The sequence below is a fragment of the Methanococcoides sp. NM1 genome (assembly GCF_900774285.1).
In the GTDB taxonomy this organism is placed as follows: Archaea; Halobacteriota; Methanosarcinia; order Methanosarcinales; family Methanosarcinaceae; genus Methanococcoides; species Methanococcoides vulcani.
Genome location: NZ_CAAGTW010000004.1, coordinates 158,658 through 185,585 on the forward strand (window position 1 = coordinate 158,658; position 26,928 = coordinate 185,585).

A 26,928-nucleotide genomic window follows, 5' to 3' on the forward strand; every position below is an offset into this window, starting at 1 on the left:
TCCTTAACTTTGAGAAACATTATCTGTATTTATAAGTCTAAAAGCGCGATAATAATTTGCATCCCTGATTTTTCCGAACAAACTAAGATCAAAACCACTGTACTTTCCGGGATAAAATGTAACAAGTGGTATATTACCAAGAAGAGGCTGTAGATTATTAAGAATAGTGTGAGAGCGAACTATCGGCCAGGCCTTACCTACGCCGTTCAAAAAGATTATTTGGAAACCGCTATTCTCATTCATTTTTTGCTGGATGGCACTTTTTAGAATATCGGGCTTTAACATCAATTTCATCTTTTTAAGTAATTCCTCAGATCCTTTGCTCTCTTCAAAAGCAATGATCTTTTCTGCAGATATTTTCTGATCTATTATCTCAAGACATATATTAAAAAGATCGATCTCAAGCACCTGGATTGAGTTTTTCTCTAAATTCGATATTATCTTTATGATAGTATCTCTGAGAAGTAATTCCTTCTCAGGAGGATAATCGAATATCCAAAAAGGGATTTCATTACCAAGGCCCTTTGACTTTAGAAAATCCTCTTTTTGTAGTTCTTCTTTTAATAATTCCAATCTCTCTTCCAGTTTCATAATCGAAGGGTAGTTATTTCTAAAATTATTTAAACATATCCTTTTTATTTAGATGGTTATCAAATTATGTTTATAGTTTGGTTCCATTCAAACGCTCTATTTTACCAGCACCAATATCATAGAAAAAGAATTCCACTCCATCCACAAGAGCACCATATCTCTTCAACCACTCTTCAGGAACACGCTTATCGTTTCCAAATATAAGGAACCTATGTTTTGCTTCTGTTTTTTCCAAAAGCCATACATGTTCTGCAATAGTCGCGAACTTTGCTGGTGGAAGGGATTTTCCACGGACCATTGTATAGAACTTCGCATCCCCTACAATTTCATTGTCAGCAGATATCATGTCAAAGATCTTAGGAACACCAGGATACTTGCCAGCAAACAAAGGTTTTGAATAGTATTTTGACATAAAAATGCGAGCTTTCTCTTCAAATTCAGCTGCAGAGATGGATACTTCTGTTGGCACATAATCTTCGGTTTGTTGAATTACTGCTAGTTTTTCTTTTTTGGCGAAAACAACTATCTGGTTTGTTAAGTCCACTCTTGTTTTCCAATCCATAGCCAACCATCCATCGAGAGCATGTGTATGTGAATCGGGATTATTGGCCCACCAAGCCTCATAAGTTCTTGCAGATTTGGGTAAAGAAAATCCTAAAATGCTTTCGACTTCATCGAAAGTGAGCTTCATGATCGTTTTTTCACTATTTTTTAAATGAATACCAAGTTTTGAATATTTACCCATTTAATTTACCCCATTAGATTGAAACTTATTGAGAATAATAACTCCACATCTTATCTTACTTTTCATTTTCATTCGTAAGTATCTAATTGAGTGAATCACTCCACCTCCCACCACTCACAGATCCCTTTAAAATAACAGAAATAACAATTCGTCTCCCCACCAACCTCAAAATGATCCTTTAAACCCTTTGCAAACACAGCATCGATCCTCTCCTCATCCACATCGATCATCTGGAGCCCCCCTGGACCTCGGGGTTGACGTAAAGGGACCTGCTTTTAACAGGAGCTTTCCGCCCATCTCCTTAACGGCCAGACAATAGAGCGCTATCTTGTCAGGTATCTCCAGATCATCTCTACTTTTTGATTTATTTAATCCCTCTCCCACCCGACTTTGTTCAATAACTCATCATTCTCTCCCTCTTTGAAATCAACAGATAAACTTCACCAAGAAGCAACAACACAATACACCCAATCGTTGTGTTGATAATTGCAGGATACTGGTATCCAAATCTTTCAGGGGAAGTGTGCTTTAGCAATATTCCTGAATAAGCCCAGACAATAACAAGCCCGTAGGCAACATCCCTGTTCTTCAGCATGGTCGCAAGGCCGATAACAAGTCCAATAGCAATTACTATAACAGTCCAAGAAGCGTCACTCAAAATAAGATCTTTCCAACCCCAGCTGACAAGAAGTACAGTAGCATTGGCAATGGTTGCTACTGTTATCCATCCGAAGTAAACGCTAAATGGAAGCCTGATAAAGAAATATTCGTTTTTAGAAAACTGTTCCCTGCTTGTCAACTGATTTATCAGGATCAGGCAGATGAGGATCACGACCATCAGCAACATGGATAATGGGATTATTTGATAGTGCCATGCGAAGATCCATGATGCATTGGCAAGGGAAGATACAGAGAACAGTATTCCGATCTTATACATGAGCTCGGTCCTATCAGTGGTTGTGTTTCCCTGAAAAATACCAAGCTGGTAAAGTGTGTACCCTGCCAGTAAGAGATATATGAGTCCCCAGATCGCAAAGGTCGCTCCTGCAGGGGCAAAAAGGTTGGGATAGGCGTCTGAGAGCTGGCCGGTGGTCATGTCATTGATGGGGAGTATGTTGGCCAGTGCATTGACAGTGATCATTATCAGGAACGTTACTGCTGTGATTATTTTGATTATTTGTTTCCTTTGATCGATGTTCATGATAGATTCAGTCCCCCATCAATGCAAATACAACTATTGATTTAATCTGTTAATATTTCTTTAAGTAATATTTTACAAAAGTCACAACTTGTTCTGCTGGAATTTCTGTCTTTCATGGTGATGAAAGTTGAAAAACAAAAAGTTCGGATTTGAAATAACTAATGAAAAAATAGATGAGAATATTGAGAAAAAGGATGGAGGCATCAAGTCAAAGCTCAAGAAACTTAAATTTATTCCAAATTTGACAGTTTCAACCCATTTCTAAAGAGAATGTCTTCAAGAACCTTATTTAGTAGTTTGATCTATAGCATATCCTATGATCTGCTTGCGAGTGAAAATTACTTGGTTAAAATAGTGTGATAAATATGAATGATAAAAACAACATTGTTGATATCGATAAATATTCTTTATTAGACCTGCTTGAGCCGGACAATGCCGAAATACTGGAACTTGAAAGTATTGAAGGTAAAGAAGATGAATATAGCATGTTCCTTGGTACATTTGAATTTACCATTGCCCATTACTACCACGATAATGACAAAAAAATAACTGATAAAGAAGTAGTTAATCTATTAAAAGATATAAAAGCAAATCTTGACAAGAAGATGAACTATTTCCAACATCTGCCTGGAGCATTGTTGATCGAGAATCTGATCGAAATATTTGACGAGGAAAATATCACCGTTCATGAATTTAATCTTGTGATAGACTACGTCCTTGAAGCTGTCGAGAATCGCTCATGGATGTCAGACAGACAGGCATACTTGAAATGGATCTGTTACTATATTGATATCACAATAGAACAAGAAGATCAACAATACAAAAAACGAGTCGAACGACTAGCAAAAATGTATGACATTCCTCCGGGAGCAGTTGATGATCTTTTAGAAAAATCCCCTGACTTTGTCATGGGAGAAGCACCCGACCCACTAACACTTAACAGTGAATTTATCGCAATGAATGATGATGAAAAGTATGAATACTTAGCAGAAAATGCACCCAATGACTTTAACCTGTTTCTGGCATATCTTTCTGAACTTGAGAGCAACGGAAATATCGATATTGCAATAAAACTTGCAAAAAGAGCAAGTAAGAGATTTGGTGAAATGTTCTCATTGCACCTGAAGATTGGAGAATATTTCCTGCATTTTGATCCAAACATCTCAAAAGGATACTATAATCGTGCAATTTCATCTCTGGAAAAAGTAGAACTGATCCCTGATGAAATGAAAAAAGATATAGTTGAATCCATCAAAGAGGACATTAGATTGTGCGATAAGATGCTTTCTGAAGATGATACATAATTCTAACGATCAACGGTAATTGGTATGAACGATTTTAATGATGATACTAAGATCATATTTTCAGATCTGCTTAAAAAAGACGAGACAGATACTCTGAAAATTAAAAGTATTGAAGGTAAAGAAGAGGAATACTCATTGTATCTTGGTGCAATCGAGGATACAATTGCTGAATATTACAATAACCGTAGCAAGGATCTGAAGGACAGAGATGTTATTGCCATATTAGTAAATATCTCAAATGATTATGATAATACGTTCAAATATAGCAATACTGAACTTGGTTTTGAGATTATCAGTAATTTAGTAGAGGCACTTGAATATGAACCGATCACTGCCCATGAACTTACTATGATCATCGATTATCTGCTCACATCAATTGAGAACAGGTCATGGATCCCGGATAAGCAGGCATATCTAAAGTGGATAAGTTATTTTTTGGGTCTTAATACAGAAGAAGAGGAAGCCCGCTATGTAAAGAAGATTAAACGATATATGAAGATGAGGGGAATTCCTGATAATATGGCTAAAGATCTTTTTGTCAAGATCGATGATCAGGACATAAACTACCATAAAAACTACCATGAGTTTGTATCTGATGATGGATACGAGATCGATTTTCAGAAAATATATACTCCAGAAGAAGAAGCTCGTATTGATGAATTTTTACTAAAAACTGACGAAGAGAAATTTGACTACCTGATCCAAAACAGTCCTGATAATGCTGATCTTCTCGTAACATACCTTTTTATTCTTGAAGAGAACGGAGATTCTGGAACTGCTCAGGAACTGGCGGAACAGTTCTGCAAAAAATGTGCAGACCCATTTGAGATATATGATGCTGTCGGAGACTTTATTTTAAAACTTGATTCTAACATTGCCAGAAAATATTATCAGAAGGCACTCTTATGCTTAAAGGATGAAAAGGACATCGAAGAATATGCAAAATTGGTATAATCAGAATAATCAAAAAGCGATCCATCTACACAAGTTCGCAGAATAATCGAAAATATTCAGAGATTCAATTCATAAAAACGGACACTTGACTTCAAACATTTCCCCGAGTTCACCAATTTTGCTTCAATTTGATAAAAAAATAGAAAAAATGGGTCAGCAAGTAACAGCAATTCCCTGGCTGACAGATGGGAGATTCATACTATTTGCTGAAATTTTATTCAAGGATTTATTTATTAATTTATTGGTTCTCTTTAACATCGTGTGGGTAATTTCAATTTCCCCGCCATCAAGAATATCATTGTATTTCTATACATTTCAGTCTTCAATCCATATGATCTCTTGAAAGCTGTCTTAATCTTGTTGTTCAATCCTTCGACAACCCCATTACTGATATCTCCTTTAATTGATTCCAAAATTCCATACGAATTTCTTTTTATCATCTTTGCCAATGTAATGATTTCTTTAATATTGCTATGAGTTCCCCAGTAGTGCCATTTTTCCAAATATTCCCTTGCAGCTCTTATGTTTTTGATTTCCCACAATCGTTTTAATGCAAGTTTGAACTTGTAAGCTTTAGCAGTCTTAGTATCTAAATCCTTGATGGATTTCATTTTAATGATTTCTCTATCAGTTAGATTTTCTGGATTCTTCAACCACATGAATCTTGTTTTACCAAGTTCTTTATTCGATTGATATTCACTTCTTCTAACTTTATCGATAGCATCATTCATCATTTTAACAATATGAAATTTATCAAAAACAACCTTCGCATTCGGGAAATATTCTTTTGCTCCACCTTTGAAAGCAGGAGACATATCCATTGATATGTATCTTATATTATCAGGATTTGTTTTTGTAGAGAGGAAATCTCTAAATTTCCTAAACCCATCCTTTCCCTTCCCATTTTCAATATGGATTATCCTATCCTTATTCAGATCATAGAACAAAGTAACATAACTGTGACCTTTCTTGACAGAAATCTCATCCACTCCAATTATATCAAGATTCGATAGATCAGTTTTCGCCATTGCTTCTTTAACATAATGACCAAGGATTCTCCACAATGAATCCTCATGAACATTTACCATATCAGCAATAGCAGACACAGTCATTTCCTTGGACATAGCAACAATTAATGCTTCAAAGAACAGGGTAAATCCAGTGTTTTGTCTTGTCCAAGGAACATTAGCAAGCTTGACACCATCTTCATTACATTTTGTTCGAGGAACCCTTGCATGAAGGTATGTTTCATAATGGAAGAAATCGAGATGTCTCCATACTTTTTCTTTTGTATCATGCAAATCACTCAATTTGTTGCAAACAGGACATGGAAATTTAGTACCCTTGGTAAAATCAAGGTAAATATCCATTCTCTTTTTAGAAGTATTGAGATCAATATTTTTTACGAACCAAGGAGATGACAATCCGAGTGCAATTTGAATGAGTTCTTTATCTTCCATAGAATTGAATTGGAAGATACAGATATTAAATTACCCACTCAATGTTGATGAGATCCAATTTATTTCTTTTAGATACTTCGATCTTCATAGATACATCTATGTTATTTTTTGTAATTTCTATCAAAGCATTAAAATGTTTAATATTATGGAGATCTGATTTTGAAAGATTAAATTTTTTAGATGCATCCAGGATTTCAACACCCATTATTTGCTTATCTTCACTAAAATCAATAATTATGCCATCTAAATCAATAGAATACTCATATTCCTTATCAGTGCCATAAAAGAAAACGCTATCACTCTGGGAGTCGTAATCGTACTTATTTGCTGTAAGTTCTTTCATTTATCTTTACGCCTCCGTTTCTCAGATTTCTCAATAAAAGCAGTTACCAAATTAACAATATTGTTCTTTCTAATACTTACGATAATTGTAAGATCGTAATCATCAGTTAATTCATAATGAAGTTTAAATTTGTTATCATCTTGCTTTGAAATTGTAACTGGCTTCTTATTGAGAAGCGTTTCATATAAGCCATTAATGTCCGGATTTATATGGCTTTTTGCGCTCATTTACCCTTTTCGCAAAATGTTCTGTGGAGTATAGATTACTTGCATTCATATTTAGTATACAAGAAAGTGCCTCATCTATATCCATGATCAATTCATCCAGCTGTTATCACTTGTGGATACCGTTTTTTATATTTAAAGTTTAGTCATCAATGTTTTAACTTTAATAAGATCGATTTGGATTAGTGTCTTAGTGTTTATTTTTGGATAATTGAAGCTATTAAAGCATTTGAAACATCCATCACTCCCCCTCCCACCACTCACAGATCCCCTTAAAATCACAATAATAACACTTCGGCTCCCCGTCAACCTTAAAATCATCCTTCAAGACCCTCTCGACCACAGCATTGATCCCATCCACCACAGCACTGATCCTCCCCTCATCCACATCGATCATCCGAAGCTCATGGACCTCGGGATTGACATAAAGGAGGCCTGCCTTTACCGGGAGCTTCCCATACATCTCCTTCACAGCCAGACAATACAGGGCTATCTGGACATCATCCTTCAGCTTGTTCTTTGAGAGGGTGGTTTTGCCGGTCTTGTAGTCGATAACAATGTATTCTCCATCAGGTGTCCTGTCGATCCTGTCGATCACTCCTCCGAAATGAGCACCGCTTAGTTCAAGATCGAACCATTCTTCCACTGCAACGGTCTCGTTCGGATTTTCCTCTTCAAAGCGAAACCAGAAATCCAGCATCTGCTTCATCTTGCCGTGTTCCTGTTTTTCCATGGTCATGGAAGGGTATGCTGCAGGGTCCCAGATGTCATCAAGCAGCTTCTCGGCCATGCCGATGTCAATAGAATCTCCCTTCATGTCCATCCGGGACAGTTGTTCATAGACAGAATGCACATCTGTACCGACTTGGAAATAGGCCTTCTGCGGAGTCGGTATGTTGAGCACTGTCCCGTACTTGAACTTCAGCGGGCAGTCCTGATATGTCTTGATCTTGGAAGCGGAGAACCTCATGTTCGGATCAACAAGTGGCGGTATATTGCCATCGATCAGATCCTCCAGTTCCTTTGGTTCTTTCGGATTGACCTGCAGAAAATCCTTTGCATCAAAAGCAGCCAGATTCCCTTCATCCTCGATCTCCCTCAACTGGGCGAGGACCACAAGGGATTCCAGGGCCTGCTTTAACTGGCCCTGCTTTGAATACATGCTGAGCATCCGGAGGTACCCGTCCTTTTTCTTCATCAGGGGTGAAACATCCTCAACCTCGCTCTTCCTTTCAAATTTATCTGCTTCGATATATTCTATCAGGGGATTTGACGTGTATTCAAGCTGTACAAGGAACTCACTTGGTGAAACCCCTCTCTTGTTGCCTTCATATTTCCCAGGGAACACCATGTACAGTTGTTCCTTTGCCCTTGTCATGGCAACGTAGGCCAACCTTCTTTCCTCCTCAAGATGCAGCACCTTTTCATCTACATCCCTTTGCCGACCTTTAGAGAGTGCTTTTGGCACTGTGAAGGCCTTTCTTCTGTATGTAAGAGGAAGATGCCTGGTAGCCATGTCGCAGACGAACACGACCTTCGCCTCTTTACCCTTGGACTGGTGTATCGTCATCACCTTAACAGTATCCTCATCGCTGGACACTCCCTCATCCAGGTCAAGCCCGAACACAAGTTCAAGGTCCTCCACCACAGTTTCAAGCTCACTGCCACCATCAACAAGTTCAAGGTCTTCCACAGTTCTGATAAGTGAATTGAGGATGGAAATATTCCTTCTGGATGCTGGTGTGTCTTCCTGCAGTTGTGTCCTGTAGAAGTCGGTCTTCTCGGATAGCAGGTATTTCACAGTATCAGATGGCAGGTGGTTCTTTTTGTATTCTATCAGTTCATTAAGGCGGGATACTATCGATCGGATCAGTCCCTTCTGGCTGATATCAAGTTCATCAAGATGGTAAAGTAACACAGAGTATATCCCGTTTCCTGCAGTGCTGTCATCCCTGCTGATCTTCAATGCCTGGAAATTGATCTTCTTCAGGTTGTGTTCGCTCACTCCTTCCCTTGACAGTATCTTTGCAAAGGCGATCCCGTTGTTGAAAGGATCAGCCACCACATGAAGGTATGCCATTGCTTCCCTGACCACCGGGAAACGGTTCAGCTGGAGGCTCCCGACAAATTCCACGGGGATCATCCTTTGTTTTAATGATTCACTGAACTTCTTGCCGTCAGCCCTTTTTCGGGTAAGTATGAAGATCTCTCCCGGTCGGACACCGTCATTGATCATGGTCGTGATCTCTTCAGCGACCCATTCTGCTTCACTTACATCATCAGGCGCTTTGACCACTTTTACCTCGTTCCTTTCACCATTGTGGGCTGTGAGATTCTTCTCCTGCCTCTGTGGATTGTTCGCGATAAGCTGCTGGGACAACTGTACGATCTGTGAACTTGACCTGTAGTTCTTTTCAAGCGGGATCTTCTCAAGGGATCTGTAGTATTCCTGCAATTGTTCTATGTTAGCAAGATATGCTCCTCTGAAACGGTAGATACACTGGTCATCGTCAGCGACACAGGTCAGGTTATTGCCATCAGCTATCAGGTGCACGAGAAACAGCTGTGCAAAATTTGTGTCCTGGAACTCATCCACAAGAACATAGTCATACCTGGACCTCACCATATTCCTGACAACATCATTTGTCTCAAGGAGGTTGCAGGCCATGGAGATCATATCGTCATAGTCAAGGAATCCATTGTCACTTTTGTACTGCTGGTAATGCTCATAGAACCTTGCAAGGTCGCTCAGCTTTAACAGGATATCCTTTTCCCCTTCGTCGATGCTCTCATCTTCCAGATTGCTACTAGCATATTCAGCCAGTTCTTTCGGAGAGACAAGATGGTCCTTCAACTGGGATACTCCTTCCAGCAAACTGGTAATAAGGTCGTATGGTTGTGGCGGGATTGCCAGGTTCAGGAAGCCGAACGAGTCGATGTTCTTGATACCCCAAACATGCGAATGTTCTTTTGAGATCAGCTTAGCATTCTGGTTTATGCTAAGGTAAAGGGAGAACTCACGTATCAGGTCATTACAGAATGAGTGGAATGTAGAAACTGTGATACCACTTCCAACGCCTATTTTCTTCTCTATCCTTTCCTGCATCTCTCCGGCTGCTTTTTCGGAGAAGGTTAGTGCAAGTATTTTTTCAGGGGATAGGCCTTTTTCGGTGAGGTCGACCACTTTTTCTGTGATGGTGAATGTTTTACCTGAGCCGGGACCTGCGAGGATTAGGAGAGGTCCATCGGTGTAGGTGACTGCCTTCAGCTGATCTTCGTTAAGTGTGGTGGATGCCAATTTTGAGTACCCCTGTGTCCTTTTTATTTGACGAATATTCTGTTAAAAGTTAAAGATTTGATTGATGTTATACTTTGTTATTTGTTTTTGGTGGATCTTCGGTGGAATATGGTCGGGTAATGACATTGGACTCTGGTAAGGTGCTCCACCTTTCACGCTCCTTGTCTGTCCCTCTCCCGTCCCGTCCGAGTCGAACGCTGTTCGACAGTCATTGAACGACAGTAAGGAGTAAAAATAATAGTTGATTTTGATTAAAAAAGAAAAAGGATGTCTTGATATTAGGCATTTCTTCTGCGACCTGCAATGAGTGCAGCTCCAATGATTCCACCTTTAACAGTATTTAGCATACCGTGTTTGTTCGTATGGTACATAACAATATTGTGTAGATTGCATGATGCAGGAATAACATTTATGTCCATAAACAACACAAAATAACTCTTGCATATTGATGGGAGGGGATAGTTAATTCGAACTACCAATAATAAACAAGCAGATAAGGCGTTACGGGAGTCTGAGACGAAGTATAGGCTGATCTTTGAAAATTCACCGCTGGGAATCTTCCACTTTGATAAAAATGGGATTGTAACTGAATGCAATGAAAGCCTTCTTAAGATCCTTGGTCTGCCGAAAGAAGAGGTCATCGGCTTTAACATGGAGATTTCCTTAAGGGATGAAAATATGCGGCTTGCTCTTGAGGCGGTCCTGGCAAGGAAGTCGGGACAGTACGAGGGGGAGTATAGTCCCACCACCGGCACCAAGATCACACCCATCAAAGCCGATTTCAGCCCGAACATATCTGAAGATGGTTCCCTGCAGGGCGGCATCTGTATTATTGAAGACATCACTAAGCGCAAGCGGGCAGAGGATGCACTTCAACGATACGCAGAGGAACTTGCAAACGCTAACGAGGAACTGAAATCCCTTGACAGGATGAAGGACGAGTTCCTATCGAACGTAAGCCATGAACTCAAAACGCCTCTTACCTGCATCAAGGGCTACGGTCAGATCTTATCTGATGAAACGTTAGGTTCAGTTAATGATCAGCAGAAAAAAACAGTCGATACGATCATGCGCAACTCAGAGCGGCTCAGGCGTCTTGTTGACTCTCTTCTATACATCAGTAAGGTGCAAGCCGGTACCATTGAATACGTATTTGAGCCGGTCCAGATCGTAGAAATCACAGACTACGTGGTTGCTGATATGCTTCCGCAGGTCAAGGAGAAGAATCTGACCATTGAAAAGTATGTACCTGACAGTTTACCTTCAATAAATGGGGATAAAGATAAATTGACCGATCTATTGGTCTACCTTGTTGACAATTCGATCAAATTCACACCATCGGGAGGCAGGATAACTGTGACTGCACAAGAGAAAGAGGACAATCTGCACATCAGTGTTGAAGATACCGGAATCGGTATTCCAAAAGAATTGATACCGAACCTGTTTCAGAGGTTCTACCAGATCGACGCCTCGATCAGGCGCAGGTATGGAGGCACAGGAGTGGGGCTGTACATCAGCAAGAACATTGTAGAAGCCCATAATGGGAAGATCTGGGTGGAGAGTGAGGAAGGTGGCGGGACAACGGTTCATGTGAATCTACCGAAGTGAAGACATGTGAGACGGGCAACCTACCAATATGCCAATGGATTGGCACGAAGCCAGTAGCAATGGTTCTATAATTCGTTTTTTGTGTATGATTCCATTCCTACTGTTACTAAATTCAACCATGAAATATGGGGATGTTTTAACCAAAGAGTTTAAACAGCAGTGAATGTACACCAAACTTTGATAACTGGAGTACATTAAAGACGTTAGAATTGTATCTAACATTATCTAAAGAGAATAAGGCAAAAGATGACATGAAGCCTGTTTATGTGGGGAAAAGAGATGATTCAGATCTGTTGAGAAAGAAGATCATTGACATGCCTTATACCGAATGGAAGAAGATGGGGTTCTAAGGGTACTTTGCATTACATGAAGCAGAATGCCAAGAGTGACAAGCCGTTTACTCTCAATGCTCATGTTAGGGAAAGGTTTGAAGGATGGGAATTGAATACCTTATGAGTTCTCCAAACTATCCTTCATCCTCATCTTCAGAGATTTCATACATCCTTCCAGTTCCACCATTTCAATAGTTCAGGATCATGATCCTTGTTTGAAGCATAGTACACAGCACAGCGAAATACATAGAGTACGCATCTATCGACATGCATTCCTTTTCGGGTGGAAAGCTTGAAGTAAAGCTCCTCGGGATCCTTTCCCTTCAAATCCTCAATTGAATGAATGCCCAGACCCCGTAGCTCCTGAGCCATCTTGCTCCCAACAGCTGGAATCTGTTCAAGATCATCTGGTTTCGATAGAGTCATTGTTCAAAAATTAACGAGAAATTATTAGTATCAAAGGCTCTCCGCAAATCCCAAAACATAACCATTACAATCTTTGATATAAAACTCCTCATTTTACTCATAATATCCCTTTGATATCATTTATTCTTCCAATAGTCTTTATTCCAGTTCTCAGCTACTTTTGATTGAAGCTCTTCCGGATAAGGCTGGAACAGGTTATTATCGATGCTGCTTGTTCTATCAGACCTCATTATATATGAATGCAATATCTCTATCAGCCTCTCATATCCAATGTTATTCATTTCATATTCTGATATAATCAACATCAGGAATGAGATTCCTTACGATCTTGCAAGGGATGATCTGTTCGAGTAACATTGACATTATAGAGTCATTTTCCATTTTGAACACACACGGCTGCCTGTTCATTAGAGTCGATCTATTTTCGTTGTGAGATCAAAAGGTTTTGCATAATATGGTGCGGTAGTTACAACTATATCAACAGCTGCTGCATATTTTGGTATGTCCTTAAATGCGATGCCACCAACTGCGATCTCAAGTTTTGGGTTGAGTTTGCGAAGCTCAGGTGCCACTTCTTTTAACTCCTCTGGAGTGTAGTGATCAAGAAGAAGAAGAAGTATGTCTGCAATAGGTGCATATTGGAAAACCTCTTCCATATTCTGAGACTGAACAAATTTATGCCATATGAATGTATTGATGGGGATAGCAATCCTTTTTTTGATTCGGTCTTATCGAAAAAATAGGTAAGTTTTAAAATAAAAATTATAATTTGAGGAACTTGTTTTGCTGGAATTGTACGCTTTGCCCGAAAAATCAATATGACCGAAAAATCGTGTTTTTGACCGAAAATTACCTTGAAATTTCCCGATACATTTTAATGCAGATTACAAGAGCATCACAAATTTTTTATACATACACTTCTACTAAAGATTATGAATAAAATAAAAACTTTGGAGATAGTTGCATTGTGCATAATTACATCACTTTTTCTAGGTGGTTGTATTGAAGATTCGACTGTAAACACAAAAACTACAATCAATGCAGATTCAATTGATGATTATGATATCTCAACTGCAAATAATGCTTTTGCTTTTGACATGTATTCAATGGTTAAAAATGAAGATGAAAATATCTTTTTTTCACCATATAGCATATTTACTGCAATGGCTATTTGTTATGATGGTGCTGAAGGTTCCACAAAAGAGCAGATTTCAAATGTGTTTTACTATTCTCTAAGCAAACCTGTTCTTGAAGAGAGTTCAAAAGAAATGATAGATACAATCAATTCTGCTAATGATGAATATGATCTAAAAACGGCCAATGCTCTCTGGATACGAAAGAATTACCCATTGAATGAACAATTTGCACATAACTTGAAGATTTACTATGGTGGAAATGCAACAAATGTAGATTTTAGAAATGAACCAGAAAAGTCTCAAGATATAATCAATGAATGGGTTTCAACAAATACCAATGGCAAGATCAAGGACTTAATTTCGGATGGAACGATAAACTCCGACACAGCCATGATCATTACAAATGCAATTTACTTTAAAGGAAAATGGATTAATGAGTTTGACATAGAAAATACTCAAAAGGAACTTTTCTATAATTCATCTTCAAATGAAGAAGGAACTCTCATAGATATGATGTACACAAGGCAGTATTTTAATTACGGTGAGAGCGAAGATGCAAAAATCGTCGAACTGCCTTATAAGGGCAATGATCTATGTATGTATATTGTTCTCCCTGAAAAAAATAACATTGGAGATTTTGAAAACATATTTAGACTTTCTGATTATAACAAACTCAAGTCATCTATGGAATCCGAAAAGGATGTGAGGATCTGGTTGCCTAAATTCAAGTTTGATACAAAAACCGAATTATCAGATACACTGAGAAATATGGGAATAGTAGATGCTTTTACAAACAACGCAAATTTCTCAAGTATTTATGATAGCCAGAAGGTGTCAGGTGATTACGTTTTGTCCATAGATGAGGTAGTTCACCAAGCATTTATCGAAGTGAATGAAGAAGGTACCGAGGCAGCAGCAGCAACAGCCATTGAAGCAGTTGACAGTGCACCGATGCCTGGACAGATAATGGAATTTAAGGCAGATCATCCATTCATGTTCTTCATCGAAGATAAAAGAACAGGCTGCATTCTCTTCGTGGGAAAAGTTGAGAATCCTGAATATGAGGAAATGTCATAATGACATTTTCTCTAATATAATTTTCATCTCCTTCGTATTCAGTTCAAAATCCTATTCCTTTACTCATTGACCGATAATTCGTATCGTTGACCGAAAAATACCCTATTTATCGGTCAAAGCGGGAATTGTAGAAATGTATTTATATCAAACATAACAAGAATGTACCGTTATGTTTCACTAAACATAACACTTCAAACATCGCTACTTCGAATGATGTTGTGCTCAATAGAGCATAACATACATTCTGCCTTTTTACATGTGGGAGAGGATTGGATGGTAAATAAAAAACTGAAGATATTTTCAATATTGCTTTGTTGCATCCTCTTTCTTGGTTGTGTCGATTCCACGGAGAATGCAGTTACAAACCCGGATGTAGTGGATGATGATGTTACTTTAGATGAACAGGCCAGCAAGGCCCCACTTCTGGTATATTGCGGAGCAGGAATGCGTAAACCAATGGATGAGATAGGGGAATTATTTGAAGAAGAATACGGCATTTCCGTGCAGTACAATTATGCAGGCGCCAATACACTCCTGACACAAATGGAACTCACAGGCGAGGGAGATGTCTACATGCCTGGTGCAACCTATTACTTTGAAGTTGCTTCTGAAAAGGGATTAATCGATAATTTCAGCAAGGTCGCGTACCATATACCTGTGATAATCACACCAGCAGGGAACCCTGCAAAAATCAGCACGCTTGATGACCTTGCAAATGATGATGTAGATGTGATACTCGGAGACCCTGAAGCAGTAGCGATCGGTGTTCTCTGTCAGAAGATGCTAACAAACAAGGGAATCTATGAGCAGGTTGAGGAAGATGTCATTGCTAAAGGCGCAACTGTGAATGAACTTGTCACCTACCTTTCCCTTGGACAGGCAGACGCATCAATAGTGTGGGAAGACCTCGTAAGGGACAATGAAAATTTCGATGTGATAGAGATATATGATGAAGATAACATCATCAAGATAATACCTATTGGTACCCTCAATTCCTCTGAAAATGAAGAAACTGCCGATGATTTTGTACAATTTGTAGTTTCGGATGCAGGCAGAGCAGTTTTTGAGGAATACGGATTTACGCTCTATCCTGATGAAAAGTATGCATATTTAGAGAACAACTGAACAGATCAGAGAACATAAATTATACTAAAACCAAGCAGGAGCAGTTGCATGCAAAAAATGGGATTCAAGCAAACAACACTGTTCCTAATGCTTCTGCTCACTCTTTTCATTTTTTCATTGATACTTGAGATAATCACTCACACAGACCCTGCCAGTCTCATTACCAATATTGTATCTCCTGAAATACGATTTGCAATAAAACTCAGTCTGCTAACATCCATAGCATCCACGCTTATGTGCATATTTCTGGCGATACCAGTTTCCTATGCACTTTCAAGGCATGATTTTCCCGGAAAGACACTTATCAGCACCATACTTGATATGCCAATGGCATTGCCTCCTATTGTAGCAGGACTTGGCCTGCTTTTGATCTTTGGGACATCTGCCGTAGGTACTTATCTTGCAGACGTGGGGCTGAAATTCGTATTCACACCTCTTGGGATAGTGATGGCCCAGTTCACCGTGAATATCTCACTGATGCTCAGGATAATGCGCTCAACCTTTGAAGGCATAAATCCGAGATATGAGCATGTGGCTCAGACCCTGGGTTGCACTCCTTTTCAGGCTTTCATAAAAACAACATTGCCTCTTTCAAAGAATGGCATACTGGCAAGCTCTGTGATAACCTGGTCGAGAGGAATGGGAGAATTCGGGGCGGTACTGATGCTTGCGGGTGCCACTAGAATGAAAACCGAAACACTGCCAATAGCCCTCTATCTGAACCTATCTTCAGGAGAACTGGATCTTGCAATTGCAGCCGCAACGATATTGATATGCATATCAGGTATCACTCTTTATTTGTTTGAACGTAAGGGAGGAATCGCGAAACTATACTGATCTTGCGATTTGAATGAATATGATAGAAGTAAAGAACCTTTCAAAGAAACTTGGTGATTTTACACTTGAGGATATAGAACTGAGTGTAAAGGAAGGAGAATATTTCTGCATATTGGGTCCTACAGGTTCCGGTAAGACTATACTTCTTGAAACGATTGCAGGTATATATAAACCAGACACTGGCTCCATAATTATTAATGGAAATGATGTCAGCTCCCTGCTTCCGAAGGACAGGAACATCAGTATGGTCTATCAGGATTTCATGCTCTTCCCGAATATGGATGTCAGAAAGAACATTGCATTTGGATTATACTATAACGGGTTTGATAAATCGCAAATCCCGGAACTTGCCGAAGAGACTGCTGAAATGCTGGGAATACGTCATCTCCTTGACAGGCATCCTTCAACGTTGAGCGGTGGAGAGAAACAAAGAACCGCAATCGCAAGGGCGATAATCACTGAACCAAAATTACTGTTGCTCGATGAACCGCTTTCTGCCCTTGACACAGGAACAAAGATTAAACTGAGGCAGGAACTCTCACGGATACATCAACTAAAAAAGACAACCACTATCCATGTCACACATAGCTTTGAAGAGGCATTTGTTCTCAGTGACCGCATAGCTGTCATGCATGGTGGAAAAATTCTTCAGATTGGTACGCCTGATGATGTATTCAGGAAACCAAATTCCACGTTCGTTGCCGACTTTGTAGGTGTAGAGAACCTGTTCCACGGGAAAGCAGTTATTCAGGGGGATCTTGCCGAGATATCTGTCAATGGACTCAAGGTAGTTTCAAGTACCTTGAAATCAGGGAATGTGAGTCTTTCTATTAGGCCGGAAGATATCCTGATATCGAAAAATCCAATTGAATTCAGTGCAAGGAACTCGTTTTCAGGGGTTCTTACTGAAGTGAGCAGGATGAAGTCAACTGTCAAAGTGGTGATAGATGCAGGAATACCTTTCAAGGTCGTACTTACAAAAAGAGACTATGGGGATATGGGACTTTCAATCGGAAAGAAAGTTTATCTTACATTCAAGGCATCTGCAACGCATATTATCTAAAACGGTACAAAAGAAGAAAAAAGAAGTTTGAATCCAGCAGAGACTATTATGATGTTAGGATATTAGTAAGGTCAAAACTAAGTATAAATATCAATATTCGAAACATTTTTTACAGAATAAGAATATATTCTATGTCAATGGCAACTGCGAATAAATATCCACCTGCTGATCGCTCCTCATTTAAATGTGAGTTGATGGGTTTTAGAGAAACGCACAGTCTTTCTAAGATACTTGTTAAAAAAATAAAAGATTCTGGATATTTACCTGACATCATAATTGCGATAGGCAGAGGTGGGTATGTACCTGCCAGGCTCGTATGCGATTTTCTACTTTTTGATGACCTGACAACAATAAAGATCGAGCACTACAAAATGGCAGCAGACATTCAAGAGACGGCAAAGCTCAAGTTTCCACTCTCCGTTGATATTCATGGTAAAAAGATCCTTGTTGTGGATGATGTTACAGATACGGGTAAAACGCTAAGTCTTGCCGTAGAATACCTGAAATGCCTTAAACCGGCAGAGATCAAAACGGCAGTCCTCCAGCATAAAATATGCTCGGATTTCGTGCCGGATTATTATGCCAAAAAGATAGTTAAATGGCGCTGGATCGTTTACCCATGGGCTGCTTACGAAGATCTCGTAGGGTTTACCGAAAAGATAATTGCTGACAGGACTTTAACCCCCAAGCAAATTTGTAACGAGTTTGATGCCTGCTACAGTATAACTATAAAACAATCGGATCTGATAGAAATACTTGAAGACCTGAATGAGAGGGGAAGTATAGAGTGCATTGATGATAAAGAGAATATGTTATGGAGAAAAGCAAACGTTTCGAAGTAAACCGTGGATAAGTAGATTGCAAGTTCTTTGATTTGTATAAAAAACAAGTCGGAAACGTATATAATTTTCACAACTTCAGTAGTTCGCTAATTTCAGTTTAAACTCATATAAACGACATCATAACCTGTGGAAGAAATATTTCGCCGTCTTCGAACCTTGAACCTACTTCCAGCATCCCTGCAGAAAGGCCAGATTCGATAATTTCTACCGGAGCTATTCCTGCAGTAATTTCTTCTTCAATTGCTTCTTTAGCTGCAGTTTCATCATTATTTACTATGAATCGCTTAATTGTTTCAAAATTTGCTCTTTAGTCATTTTATGCCCCCATTTTCCAAATTTTGGCCATGTTTTGTCTGCTAAAAGCAAAACAATTAAGAAATAGATTTCTCTTAATCAGTATTTAGTCATTTTGATGAATTTGTGCAATATCACAATACTCTATTTGAAATGAAGTTTTAATATTATTATTGTTATATATTATATATCAATTGACAAATCACTTATATAGGATATGTCCAAAGTATATATTTAGGATAAGTTTCAGTTGTGTAAATTGCATCTATCAAGACTCATGAGTTAAAATGCTACAAAATGAGTCTATAAACTGTTTCTATTAGCTTATGGGACAAAAGGGGAGTGGATAAGACGAAAGGGAATATTTGTAAGAAAATTATGATTGCAACCGACGGTTCAGATAATGTCAAAAACGCAGTTTCTTATGGTATTGAAATTGCAAAAGGGACTGGGGCTGAAGTTTATGCAGTATATGTTGTTTCTGATGAGTATGCCCTGGTTGCACGAAGGGGTATAAGCTGGGCGAAGGGAATTGAAGAAAAATTAGTTGATAGGGGAGGGCGTGCAACTGCATATGTAGAAGAAGCTGGAAAGGAAGCTGAAGTTCAGGTGGAATCTGTATTGCTCAAAGGCAGACCAGCTGAAGAGATCATCGATTATGCAGAGAAAAATGATATTGACCTGATAGTGATGGGCACACTTGGTTTGACGGGAATTAAGAAGTTCTTAATCGGTAGTGTAGCAGAGAATGTTGTTAGACATTCCAAGGTACCGGTGCTGGTTGTGCGATGATATGTGGGATCCTGAAAATCGGTTAATTTTCATATGTAAAAACTGTTGCAGAATGGATGAATATATCAAATCTGAACAAGTCACTTTCGGTAGTATGAGGACCTCTTTTATCAATTGTAAAATGTTTTCTTTGAAGTGTCACCCACACATTTTTAAGAAGAAATGAAACCAAAGCATAGAAATATCGAATTGAAGAGGCTTTCTTTTGCGATTGGAAATCCATGCGGAGGGAATTTTACCGCATATAAATGTATCGTATGATGTCGTTTATATGAGTTTAAACTGAAATTAGCGAACTACTGAGTATATGTATTATAATCTACCAATTGCACTAAAAATATGGTTTCAACATATACCAGATATGCCCATATTTTCCATTATTTTCATTTCCTCCTTCGATTTTATCTTATAGAACTTATGGGAATAATATACGGCCTTCCCCCGTTGCTATTAATCACTTCGGCGTTAACACCGTAGACATGGGCTATATCTTCACACGTAAGCACTGAGTCAGGTTCTCCTATTGAGATTATTTCTCCATTTCTCATCATAATTATCCTGTCTGAATATCTGGATGCCAGATTCAGGTCATGTACAACCATAATGGCAGCCACGTTCCTTTCTTTAACAAGTTTCCTCGTGATATCCATTACATCCAGCTGGTGCCGGATATCCAGATTGCTGGTAGGTTCATCGAGCAGTATAACACCAGTGTCCTGAGCCAGTGCCCTTGCGATGAGGACTTTTTGTTGCTGGCCTCCACTAAGTTCGTCATACATGGTAAGCGCCAGATCCTTGATCTCCAGTTCATCAAGCACTTCCCATACTTTTTCTTCATCTTCTTTGTTACTGAACCATCCCTGGTGGGGACGCCTTCCCATAAGAACCGTTTCAAAAACAGTATTCGAAAAAACTCTTTTTGAGCTTTGAGGCACATAGGAAATGTTTTTGGCAACCTCTAGTCTTCTCATTTCATGAAGGTTTTTTCCGTCAAGGTACAGGTCTCCCGAATCAGGAGTCAGGATGCGGTTGATGCACTTTAACAGCGTGGATTTCCCGGCACCGTTAGGCCCCACAATACTTACTAGCTCTGAGGTCTGTATATCAATTGAAACATCCTCAAATATAGGAGTGCTGGCATATCCGAAACTCATGTTTTTTATCTTTAATTTGACCATATCACCAGAACTCCTTTCTTTTCTTTTTTAGTATCAGATACATGAAAAACGGCACTCCTAGCAGGGAACTTGTGATTCCGGTAGGGATGATTGTTGGTCTTATTATGTTCATTCCTATTGCATCGGCGGAGATTAGGACCAGCGCTCCCATAATTCCTGCTGCGGGGAACAGATACTTATGATCCGAACCAATGAGCATTCTTGCCATATGTGGTGCAACCAGCCCTATGAAAGCGATCGTCCCTGTAAAACAGACAATCGTTGCGGTAAGCAGGCTTGCTAATAACATACCAAGCATCCTAACCCTGTTTGCATCGATTCCCAGACTTTTGGCATTTTCATCTCCGATTGTCATAATATTGAGATCCTTGGCTTTCAGATAGAGAAGGGGAGTACAAATGAGAAAGATCCACAGGATTAGATGGAAATTGCACCAGGAAAATGCCGAAAGGTCACCCATTCCCCAGCTTACCATTACACGCAATTGCTCATCTGTTGCAAAATATTGGAGCAAGCTGCTTAGCGAATTGAAGAGATAATTCAGGGCGATCCCTGCAAGGATCAGGGTTTCGGAAGTTGCCCCTTTAAAACTTGAAAGTGCGATTATGAATACGGCGCAGAGCATCGAAAATACAAACGCGTTCCCGATAAGCAGGTAAGGTCCGCCTATGACCCCGACACCCAGTACTGCTGCAATAGCAACTCCAAAATGAGCACCTGCAGAAATCCCGAGTGTAAAAGGGCTTGCCAGGGGGTTCTTGAGTACAGCCTGCATTACACAGCCGCAAATCCCTAATCCGAAACCGGCCATTAAGCCCCCTATAATCCTTGGAAGACGAATATTACAGACGATCTGTGACGGCAGTCCTGTAGTGTCGAAATATCCCGGTAAAAATTTTGCAAGCAGGATCTGATAGACTTCAACTACTGATATTTCCAGAGGTCCCAGTGTAACTATAAATGCCGTAAGGAAAATTACCAGAAAAAGAAGAAAACCCACCATAATGAGCTTTCTTCCAATGTAATGCCTGTATTCGGCCTGATGTTGATCGGGTAGGTCTTTGTTCTTTTCAGGCATTTTAGTCTTCAGAAGAATTTCCAGACGTTTCACTATCATTCCTCCCGATATGTGTTATGTCACGCATATACATATTAGTAGACCTGCTTTGGGAATGGCTGGTATTCAACAAGGGCAGTAAATACTCCGTCCGCACCAAGGATCTCTTTATAGATTTCATTTCCCTCAGCTTCCAAGTCCATGCCTTTGAACTCTTCAGGATGGAGACACTTTGCCATGTAGAGCATGTTCAGAAGGCTGCGGTCTATCGGTCTTCCACGGCAGTAGGGGTAGAAGCAATCATAAACCTGATTGTTTTTGACCGCAGGAATTTCCGAGAGTTCGGGTGTATCCATGACAAATTGCACTCCGCTGACCTCAACGGAGGTACTCCTGGCAACGAAAATGTAATCCGGTTCCCAGACTACGATCTGCTCTGGACCCACATTGATTTTGTCTCCGGTACAGTCCTTTGCAACATTGTTTCCACCTGCAATGGTCAGGGGTTCGTAGATTGCTTCAGTTCTAGTAAAGTCCCTCCCTTCCACAGCATCATAAAAGCCTTTCTTTGCACCTCTTGGAGCAAAGTAAACCGTAGGGATCTCGCTTTCGTCAAGCTGATCTGTTACTGATTTGACCATATCGATCTTGGACTGGACAAAGTTTTCGATTTCATCGGCTTTTTCCTGCTTATCGAGTATCTCGCCCATAAGCTGCATATGATCGAACATTTCCTCAAAGGTAAAACCAGCCCCAGCGTCCACACAAGGACAACCCACCTTTTCTTCAACCGCATCGCCTCTGCTGTACCACAGAGTGTCGATCACCACGTCAGGTTTCAGGATTGCCATTGTTTCGTAATCGATCTCCTTGCGGGTATTTGTCTCTGGAAGGTCGTCAAGCTGTCCACCGTCGTGGATCTGGAGGGATTCCCATGCTTCCACGGCGATCTTTTCATCATTTATATCTCTGTAAAGCACACATCCCGAACGAGTACACTCATCGGTTGCTACCATTTTATCCAGATCGCCAAGGGCTATGATCATTCGTGAATTATCTGGGTTTGTTGTAATGATTCTTTCAATTGGTCTGTAAAAGGTAACCTTACGATCATGTTGGTCTGTTATTGTCTTGGGTTTTCCATCCCAGAATTTATAGATGTATGCTGCATCTCCGACATCATCAAGGGAATATTTACCTTCTCCAAGCATATAGTCACAAACCGCCTCAGATAGATCATCTTCAGAGATGTACCCGTCACCCCCTGCACATGGGAGACTTGAATCCATAGCAGCAGCGGTAGTAGCAGATAAAACAATTCCTGTGAACAGTATAAAGATACCAAACATAAGAGCGGGATATTTCATTTATTGTTCCCTCCATTTAAATTGTTTTTAGATATAAGCAAGCAGGCAAGTATTGCAATTGAAGAAAACACTGCTCCAAAACCGGGTGTTTTCGGTTCCGTACTTACAGGGATGTTTTCCTGATCTGATGCAAATGAAGACATGCCTTTATTGGGGCTGGATGATGTAGGATCGATCACAGGTTTCCAGCGTTCTTTGCCTTCATTCAGTTCAGGAGTCTGCACAAGCAAATCCACCCAGTATCCCGTAAAACTGGCCTTTCCATTGGAAGGAGCGATTACCTTGTAACTGATCTCTTTTTCGTCCATTACGGAAAATACGATCTTGCCCGTTTTCCGGTCTACCTTGAAATGTTTGACATCTGATATGTCCGAATCTTTTTTAGGGAAACTGAAACCTTCAGGAATGTTTTCCACTAAACCTACCATTATCGGGGCATTTCCCTCGATTGTCAAGGTTATTTCTATTTCCTCGCCTGCAGCAAAATTCGCAGGTGCACTTCTTGTGACATCTGTAACTTCCGCCTGATTGGCAAGGGTCAGAGGTGATACCATTATTCCTGCTACTGCGAGCACCAATAGTATCATTGCTATTTTTTTTACGTTCATATTCTCACCTTGTTTTTATGTATGCCTTTGTTTCAGGCAAATTATTGTTCAACATTTCACTGCTGTTGTTTTTCTAGAAATTCGGAAATAGTTTCGATCTCCAGAATATTAGTCTGGAATTCCGTTCCGAGGAGACCAGCTCTGAAAAGGGATTCTAATATAGGGATAGTTGCAAGTACCCGGTTTTCGGGAACTTTCGAGCACATGATCTCTTTACTGTCTCCTTCGGCCCTGTTTAATATGAAATAGAGTTCTTTACCTGCAATATCTGCAAGTTCACTGACCTTTTCTGAAAGACGGATCGATTCATAGGAAGGGTCAATCACCATAAGAAGCATATCACAGCCCTCTTCCACACCCCTGCCGAAATGTTCGATCCCAGCTTCGGTGTCCACAATTACAAAATCGTTCTCAGATGTATCAATATTTTTCAACAAATGTTTGGCAAGGATACCCATTGGGCAGGCACATCCTTCACCGACTTCATGGATCTTGCCTACAGCCATCAGGTTCAGGTTTCCTTTTCTGATTACAAATTCATCGGGGATGTCAGTGATATTCCATCGATGTTCGAAGAATTGACTTTTTTCTCCTTTCTGGAATGATTCCCTCATTTTTCCAATGAGGACTTTTTTGCCTCCCATAAAATTCAAAAAATCTGCAGGAAGTTCCATTCCAAGCTGTCGGTGAAGCCCAAAATTGGATTCATCGTTGTCTATTACAAGCACGTTGAACCCTTTTGCTACCATGGATTGGGCTATTAGTGCCGTCAATGTACTCTTCCCGCTTCCGCCTTTTCCGCATATCAGTACTTTCAATTGATCACCTCTTCTCCCAGAATATTTTCACACGGGTCGAGAATCCTCTGTTCACAAGCAGTTCGTCTTCCTTTTCAAGCAAGCCCTGCAGGTAATCGTGCAGGATAGTTTCCTGTTGTTGCGTGTCGATCTCATAGCGGGATCTAAATTCGTCAACAGCTTCATCTATTGAGGAAAAGCGGTTTGTGTATTCCAATGGGAATACATGCATGTCTGGATAAATGCCCATATTGTAGAGTACATTGTAGAGTACATCGCATTTCGGGCCGGCAACATATTCCTTCCCGTATAAGGCAGGGTGGAGGATACGGGAATGGTATTCCCAGGGTGACTCACCTGCAAACCAGTACAGGCAGATATACTTTGAGGAAGCAGCTTCCATTTTTCGTATTGCATCCTGTATATCTGGCATTCCCAGTGAAAATGATGCGATCACCACATCATAGGAGCCGTAGAGGTCGTTCTCAACATCAAGGTCTTCCCAGCGTTCGTTGACACAACTAATGTTATCTATGCCGTACGTTTTGATGTTCTCCTGCAGGACATCTATCATTCCTTTTGCAGGCTCGACAGCAGTTACATGGAATACTCTTTCGGCCAGGGGAATAGCTAGGCTCCCCGGTCCTGCTCCGATGTCAAGTATCCTTGAATCGGCTGTTATGGGAAGTTCATTTATGGTCTTTTCTACTCTTCCCCTATTTTCCAGTGATCTTTTCCAGAAGCGCTCTGCGTTTTCTTTACTGTCCCATAGACTGGTATGGCTGCTTTTGTGATTGGAGCTTTGTTGGCTATCTACAAGCTTTTTCCAGATCTCATTCCAGTCAATTATATTTTCATTCATAGTTAGTCCTCATATCGTTCATACTCCTTACTACGTGCACATGCCGAGGTAACCCTCGTCAGTGAAAACCGCTCATGATTCATGCTAAAAAATATTGAGATCCATATCAAATTTCAATTGATATGGATTCGAGAATTTAATTGCAGGTGGGACAATCCTCGAGAGTCCAGTCCATCCACTGGGCTGAGCGCAACTCCTTTGCGGTATCGAGGTCCACACCATAGACGTTCTGGTAGAAGTCCAGCAACCACTCCGCGAGGTTAATGTCCTCAAAGCGCTCCGGATATGTTCCCTTTGCGATCACCATTACATCGATCGGGTATTCAAGCCGTTTTGCACAGTTGCAGGGTGACCATGGTAATGATACAACCCATCTGTTCTTCACGGCATCCAGTTCCTGCAGGTTCTGGTAGTAAGGTGCCTCATAAAGTTCAAGTGGTGGGTGGTATCCAGATGCAGTGCAGAGCACAATCACATCAGGGTTCAATGCCAACACATGCTCGCCGCTCACTATCTTGAAGTTCCCATCCTCCTGGAAACCATTCCTCGCATGAACGAGGTCCTGAATAAAGAACGACTCGATCGTATCAAGCCCAAAGACCTGACCTGCCCCACCAGCACTCCGGGCTCTTGGTGATGCGCCAAAGATTAATACATCAGGTTTTTCCTCATCAGGAATATCTTTTGTCCGCTCATTTATGAAGTCGACCTGGCTTTCAAGATATTCTGCGAGTTTGGTAGCTTCGGCCTCTTTGTCAAATACCTGGCCAATGATGCGAATTTCATCCGAGATGGTAGACACATCTGCATCATCATAGCAACTTGATCCGTATAAAACGACCAGCGGTATTCCAAGAGATTCGATCGTTTCGATGCTTTTTTGTGTACCTTCATCATCAATGAACCGCAGTGAACAGCTACCCAGACGGACGATCACCACATCGGGCTCAAGGCTTGCAAGTGTTTCGTAGTTCACCGCAGAACCGGACTTTGCAAAGCAAGGGAGGTCCATGATCCCGGGGTTCAGATAGGTGACCGGATTCATTCCATCCTCATAGTTAAATGTCTCCCCGCCTACGGTCTCGTAGGTATAGTTAAAGTTTCGCTGCAAACAGCTGGACCCTATGCCCACAAGAGTATCCTGGACACCGATTGTGGTCATAACCCCTTCAATCAGTCCATCATCGATTGTGGCCACCTTTTCAATCTCTATTGGTACCTGCACAGCAACTCCGCGACTATCGACAACTGTCCGGTACTGCTCGTGGGATACTGCGGCATCATCATTCGCATTTCCCATACATCCTGCACTCAGTAGGACGCTCAACAATACAGTAACAAGAACGCAATACTGTAAATTAGATTTCATTTTTATATCCTCTTTTTTGATATAATGTATAAATAAAT

The 26,928-nt window shown here is 40.3% G+C and carries 30 protein-coding genes and 1 pseudogene; 11 read left to right on the plus strand and 20 right to left on the minus strand.

Annotation, left to right across the window (positions count from 1 at the left end):
- Nucleotides 1–3: 3 nt before the first annotated feature.
- From E7X56_RS05475 to E7X56_RS05485, 4 genes are all read right to left on the minus strand, one after another.
- Entirely contained in the window at nt 4–591 is a 588-nt protein-coding gene (locus E7X56_RS05475; protein ID WP_135605614.1) for a DUF1788 domain-containing protein, read from the minus strand.
- 70 nt (nt 592–661) lie between these two features.
- On the minus strand, nt 662–1,336 hold the full coding sequence (locus tag E7X56_RS05480) for a hypothetical protein (protein ID WP_135605616.1): 675 nt from the start codon (nt 1,334–1,336) through the stop codon (nt 662–664).
- 95 nt (nt 1,337–1,431) lie between these two features.
- The gene (locus E7X56_RS12175) at nt 1,432–1,566 is read right to left on the minus strand and encodes a hypothetical protein (protein ID WP_256360046.1); all 135 of its coding nucleotides are present in this window, start codon (nt 1,564–1,566) and stop codon (nt 1,432–1,434) included.
- 164 nt (nt 1,567–1,730) lie between these two features.
- The gene (locus E7X56_RS05485) at nt 1,731–2,537 is read right to left on the minus strand and encodes a tryptophan-rich sensory protein (protein WP_135605618.1); all 807 of its coding nucleotides are present in this window, start codon (nt 2,535–2,537) and stop codon (nt 1,731–1,733) included.
- A 127-nt stretch (nt 2,538–2,664) separates the two neighbouring features.
- Here E7X56_RS05485 and E7X56_RS11745 point away from each other — a divergent pair, with 127 nt between their 5' ends.
- From E7X56_RS11745 to E7X56_RS05495, 3 genes are all read left to right on the plus strand, one after another.
- Nucleotides 2,665–2,802: a hypothetical protein gene (locus E7X56_RS11745; protein ID WP_167879452.1), complete on the plus strand. Its 138-nt coding sequence runs from the start codon at nt 2,665–2,667 to the stop codon at nt 2,800–2,802.
- A 100-nt stretch (nt 2,803–2,902) separates the two neighbouring features.
- Nucleotides 2,903–3,841 carry a hypothetical protein gene (locus E7X56_RS05490; protein WP_135605620.1) on the plus strand — a complete coding sequence of 313 codons (939 nt, stop codon included), beginning with the start codon at nt 2,903–2,905 and terminating at the stop codon, nt 3,839–3,841.
- A gap of 24 nt (nt 3,842–3,865) precedes the next feature.
- Nucleotides 3,866–4,795 (plus strand): hypothetical protein, encoded by a 930-nt coding sequence (locus tag E7X56_RS05495; protein WP_135605622.1) that lies wholly within the window; start codon nt 3,866–3,868, stop codon nt 4,793–4,795.
- A gap of 251 nt (nt 4,796–5,046) precedes the next feature.
- Here the strand turns inward: E7X56_RS05495 and E7X56_RS05500 are convergent, their stop codons facing one another.
- The 5 genes from E7X56_RS05500 to E7X56_RS11750 form a co-directional block, all read right to left on the minus strand.
- Nucleotides 5,047–6,255, minus strand: coding sequence for an ISL3 family transposase (locus E7X56_RS05500; RefSeq protein ID WP_135605624.1), 1,209 nt, complete (start codon nt 6,253–6,255; stop codon nt 5,047–5,049).
- Nucleotides 6,256–6,280: 25 nt separating this feature from the next.
- Nucleotides 6,281–6,598, minus strand: coding sequence for a DUF2283 domain-containing protein (locus tag E7X56_RS05505; RefSeq protein WP_135605626.1), 318 nt, complete (start codon nt 6,596–6,598; stop codon nt 6,281–6,283).
- The gene (locus E7X56_RS05510; protein ID WP_135605628.1) at nt 6,595–6,825 is read right to left on the minus strand and encodes a hypothetical protein; all 231 of its coding nucleotides are present in this window, start codon (nt 6,823–6,825) and stop codon (nt 6,595–6,597) included. The genes E7X56_RS05505 and E7X56_RS05510 overlap by 4 nt, the downstream gene beginning before the upstream one ends.
- A gap of 238 nt (nt 6,826–7,063) precedes the next feature.
- Entirely contained in the window at nt 7,064–10,120 is a 3,057-nt protein-coding gene (locus tag E7X56_RS05515; protein WP_135605630.1) for an ATP-dependent DNA helicase, read from the minus strand.
- Between the two features lie 278 nt (nt 10,121–10,398).
- Nucleotides 10,399–10,539, minus strand: a complete 141-nt coding sequence (locus tag E7X56_RS11750) for a hypothetical protein (RefSeq protein WP_167879453.1) — start codon at nt 10,537–10,539, stop codon at nt 10,399–10,401.
- 46 nt (nt 10,540–10,585) lie between these two features.
- On the opposite strand from E7X56_RS11750, the gene E7X56_RS05520 reads away from it, so the two are divergent.
- Both E7X56_RS05520 and E7X56_RS12085 read left to right on the plus strand, forming a co-directional pair.
- Nucleotides 10,586–11,728 carry a PAS domain-containing sensor histidine kinase gene (locus E7X56_RS05520; protein WP_135605632.1) on the plus strand — a complete coding sequence of 381 codons (1,143 nt, stop codon included), beginning with the start codon at nt 10,586–10,588 and terminating at the stop codon, nt 11,726–11,728.
- Nucleotides 11,729–11,937: 209 nt separating this feature from the next.
- On the plus strand, nt 11,938–12,078 hold the full coding sequence (locus E7X56_RS12085; RefSeq protein WP_244603416.1) for a hypothetical protein: 141 nt from the start codon (nt 11,938–11,940) through the stop codon (nt 12,076–12,078).
- Nucleotides 12,079–12,222: 144 nt separating this feature from the next.
- Here the strand turns inward: E7X56_RS12085 and E7X56_RS05530 are convergent, their stop codons facing one another.
- On the minus strand, nt 12,223–12,486 hold the full coding sequence (locus tag E7X56_RS05530; RefSeq protein ID WP_135605634.1) for a helix-hairpin-helix domain-containing protein: 264 nt from the start codon (nt 12,484–12,486) through the stop codon (nt 12,223–12,225).
- A gap of 407 nt (nt 12,487–12,893) precedes the next feature.
- Nucleotides 12,894–13,142, minus strand: a complete 249-nt coding sequence (locus tag E7X56_RS05540; protein ID WP_244603417.1) for a hypothetical protein — start codon at nt 13,140–13,142, stop codon at nt 12,894–12,896.
- A gap of 276 nt (nt 13,143–13,418) precedes the next feature.
- Here E7X56_RS05540 and E7X56_RS05545 point away from each other — a divergent pair, with 276 nt between their 5' ends.
- From E7X56_RS05545 to E7X56_RS05565, 5 genes are all read left to right on the plus strand, one after another.
- Nucleotides 13,419–14,699: a serpin family protein gene (locus E7X56_RS05545; protein WP_135605638.1), complete on the plus strand. Its 1,281-nt coding sequence runs from the start codon at nt 13,419–13,421 to the stop codon at nt 14,697–14,699.
- A gap of 273 nt (nt 14,700–14,972) precedes the next feature.
- Entirely contained in the window at nt 14,973–15,824 is an 852-nt protein-coding gene (modA, locus tag E7X56_RS05550) for a molybdate ABC transporter substrate-binding protein (RefSeq protein ID WP_167879454.1), read from the plus strand.
- 48 nt (nt 15,825–15,872) lie between these two features.
- The gene (locus tag E7X56_RS05555; RefSeq protein ID WP_135605642.1) at nt 15,873–16,661 is read left to right on the plus strand and encodes an ABC transporter permease; all 789 of its coding nucleotides are present in this window, start codon (nt 15,873–15,875) and stop codon (nt 16,659–16,661) included.
- 19 nt (nt 16,662–16,680) lie between these two features.
- On the plus strand, nt 16,681–17,724 hold the full coding sequence (wtpC, locus tag E7X56_RS05560) for a tungstate ABC transporter ATP-binding protein WtpC (RefSeq protein ID WP_135605644.1): 1,044 nt from the start codon (nt 16,681–16,683) through the stop codon (nt 17,722–17,724).
- A gap of 137 nt (nt 17,725–17,861) precedes the next feature.
- Nucleotides 17,862–18,566 (plus strand): phosphoribosyltransferase, encoded by a 705-nt coding sequence (locus E7X56_RS05565; protein ID WP_167879455.1) that lies wholly within the window; start codon nt 17,862–17,864, stop codon nt 18,564–18,566.
- 103 nt (nt 18,567–18,669) lie between these two features.
- On the opposite strand, the gene E7X56_RS12305 is transcribed toward E7X56_RS05565, so the two are convergent.
- Nucleotides 18,670–18,855: a B12-binding domain-containing protein gene (locus E7X56_RS12305; RefSeq protein ID WP_135605769.1), complete on the minus strand. Its 186-nt coding sequence runs from the start codon at nt 18,853–18,855 to the stop codon at nt 18,670–18,672.
- A 347-nt stretch (nt 18,856–19,202) separates the two neighbouring features.
- Between E7X56_RS12305 and E7X56_RS05575 the strand changes: the two genes are divergently transcribed.
- Nucleotides 19,203–19,652, plus strand: a complete 450-nt coding sequence (locus E7X56_RS05575) for a universal stress protein (RefSeq protein WP_135605646.1) — start codon at nt 19,203–19,205, stop codon at nt 19,650–19,652.
- Nucleotides 19,653–19,674: 22 nt separating this feature from the next.
- On the opposite strand, the pseudogene E7X56_RS12310 reads toward E7X56_RS05575, so the two are convergent.
- From E7X56_RS12310 to E7X56_RS05610, 8 genes and pseudogenes are all read right to left on the minus strand, one after another.
- A pseudogene (locus E7X56_RS12310) lies at nt 19,675–19,854 on the minus strand (hypothetical protein); the annotation flags it as partial.
- A 199-nt stretch (nt 19,855–20,053) separates the two neighbouring features.
- Nucleotides 20,054–20,830, minus strand: coding sequence for an ABC transporter ATP-binding protein (locus E7X56_RS05580; RefSeq protein ID WP_135605648.1), 777 nt, complete (start codon nt 20,828–20,830; stop codon nt 20,054–20,056).
- A 1-nt stretch (nt 20,831) separates the two neighbouring features.
- Nucleotides 20,832–21,947: an iron ABC transporter permease gene (locus E7X56_RS05585; protein WP_135605650.1), complete on the minus strand. Its 1,116-nt coding sequence runs from the start codon at nt 21,945–21,947 to the stop codon at nt 20,832–20,834.
- Nucleotides 21,948–21,982: 35 nt separating this feature from the next.
- Nucleotides 21,983–23,254 carry an ABC transporter substrate-binding protein gene (locus tag E7X56_RS05590; protein ID WP_135605652.1) on the minus strand — a complete coding sequence of 424 codons (1,272 nt, stop codon included), beginning with the start codon at nt 23,252–23,254 and terminating at the stop codon, nt 21,983–21,985.
- Nucleotides 23,251–23,862, minus strand: coding sequence for a hypothetical protein (locus E7X56_RS05595; protein ID WP_135605654.1), 612 nt, complete (start codon nt 23,860–23,862; stop codon nt 23,251–23,253). Before E7X56_RS05595 ends, E7X56_RS05590 begins: the two co-directional genes overlap by 4 nt.
- Before the next feature lie 56 nt (nt 23,863–23,918).
- A complete protein-coding gene (locus tag E7X56_RS05600) occupies nt 23,919–24,680 on the minus strand; it encodes a helicase HerA domain-containing protein (RefSeq protein WP_135605656.1) in 762 nt (253 codons plus the stop codon).
- 4 nt (nt 24,681–24,684) lie between these two features.
- A complete protein-coding gene (locus E7X56_RS05605; protein WP_135605658.1) occupies nt 24,685–25,521 on the minus strand; it encodes a class I SAM-dependent methyltransferase in 837 nt (278 codons plus the stop codon).
- A gap of 136 nt (nt 25,522–25,657) precedes the next feature.
- Nucleotides 25,658–26,890, minus strand: coding sequence for an ABC transporter substrate-binding protein (locus E7X56_RS05610; RefSeq protein ID WP_135605660.1), 1,233 nt, complete (start codon nt 26,888–26,890; stop codon nt 25,658–25,660).
- Nucleotides 26,891–26,928: the final 38 nt, after the last annotated feature.

Excerpts from the sequence above, each read along its gene's own strand:
- E7X56_RS05475 (WP_135605614.1), bottom strand. The coding sequence starts at position 591 with ATGAAACTGGAAGAGAGATTGGAATTATTAAAAGAAGAACTACAAAAA.
- E7X56_RS05480 (WP_135605616.1), bottom strand. The coding sequence starts at position 1,336 with ATGGGTAAATATTCAAAACTTGGTATTCATTTAAAAAATAGTGAAAAA.
- E7X56_RS12175 (WP_256360046.1), bottom strand. The coding sequence starts at position 1,566 with ATGATCGATGTGGATGAGGAGAGGATCGATGCTGTGTTTGCAAAGGGT.
- E7X56_RS05485 (WP_135605618.1), bottom strand. The coding sequence starts at position 2,537 with ATGAACATCGATCAAAGGAAACAAATAATCAAAATAATCACAGCAGTA.
- E7X56_RS05490 (WP_135605620.1), top strand. The coding sequence starts at position 2,903 with ATGAATGATAAAAACAACATTGTTGATATCGATAAATATTCTTTATTA.
- E7X56_RS05495 (WP_135605622.1), top strand. The coding sequence starts at position 3,866 with ATGAACGATTTTAATGATGATACTAAGATCATATTTTCAGATCTGCTT.
- E7X56_RS05500 (WP_135605624.1), bottom strand. The coding sequence starts at position 6,255 with ATGGAAGATAAAGAACTCATTCAAATTGCACTCGGATTGTCATCTCCT.
- E7X56_RS05505 (WP_135605626.1), bottom strand. The coding sequence starts at position 6,598 with ATGAAAGAACTTACAGCAAATAAGTACGATTACGACTCCCAGAGTGAT.
- E7X56_RS05510 (WP_135605628.1), bottom strand. The coding sequence starts at position 6,825 with ATGAGCGCAAAAAGCCATATAAATCCGGACATTAATGGCTTATATGAA.
- E7X56_RS11750 (WP_167879453.1), bottom strand. The coding sequence starts at position 10,539 with ATGGACATAAATGTTATTCCTGCATCATGCAATCTACACAATATTGTT.
- E7X56_RS05530 (WP_135605634.1), bottom strand. The coding sequence starts at position 12,486 with ATGACTCTATCGAAACCAGATGATCTTGAACAGATTCCAGCTGTTGGG.
- E7X56_RS05540 (WP_244603417.1), bottom strand. The coding sequence starts at position 13,142 with ATGGAAGAGGTTTTCCAATATGCACCTATTGCAGACATACTTCTTCTT.
- E7X56_RS05545 (WP_135605638.1), top strand. The coding sequence starts at position 13,419 with ATGAATAAAATAAAAACTTTGGAGATAGTTGCATTGTGCATAATTACA.
- modA (WP_167879454.1), top strand. The coding sequence starts at position 14,973 with ATGGTAAATAAAAAACTGAAGATATTTTCAATATTGCTTTGTTGCATC.
- E7X56_RS05555 (WP_135605642.1), top strand. The coding sequence starts at position 15,873 with ATGCAAAAAATGGGATTCAAGCAAACAACACTGTTCCTAATGCTTCTG.
- wtpC (WP_135605644.1), top strand. The coding sequence starts at position 16,681 with ATGATAGAAGTAAAGAACCTTTCAAAGAAACTTGGTGATTTTACACTT.
- E7X56_RS05565 (WP_167879455.1), top strand. The coding sequence starts at position 17,862 with ATGGCAACTGCGAATAAATATCCACCTGCTGATCGCTCCTCATTTAAA.
- E7X56_RS05580 (WP_135605648.1), bottom strand. The coding sequence starts at position 20,830 with ATGGTCAAATTAAAGATAAAAAACATGAGTTTCGGATATGCCAGCACT.
- E7X56_RS05585 (WP_135605650.1), bottom strand. The coding sequence starts at position 21,947 with ATGATAGTGAAACGTCTGGAAATTCTTCTGAAGACTAAAATGCCTGAA.
- E7X56_RS05590 (WP_135605652.1), bottom strand. The coding sequence starts at position 23,254 with ATGAAATATCCCGCTCTTATGTTTGGTATCTTTATACTGTTCACAGGA.
- E7X56_RS05595 (WP_135605654.1), bottom strand. The coding sequence starts at position 23,862 with ATGAACGTAAAAAAAATAGCAATGATACTATTGGTGCTCGCAGTAGCA.
- E7X56_RS05605 (WP_135605658.1), bottom strand. The coding sequence starts at position 25,521 with ATGAATGAAAATATAATTGACTGGAATGAGATCTGGAAAAAGCTTGTA.
- E7X56_RS05610 (WP_135605660.1), bottom strand. The coding sequence starts at position 26,890 with ATGAAATCTAATTTACAGTATTGCGTTCTTGTTACTGTATTGTTGAGC.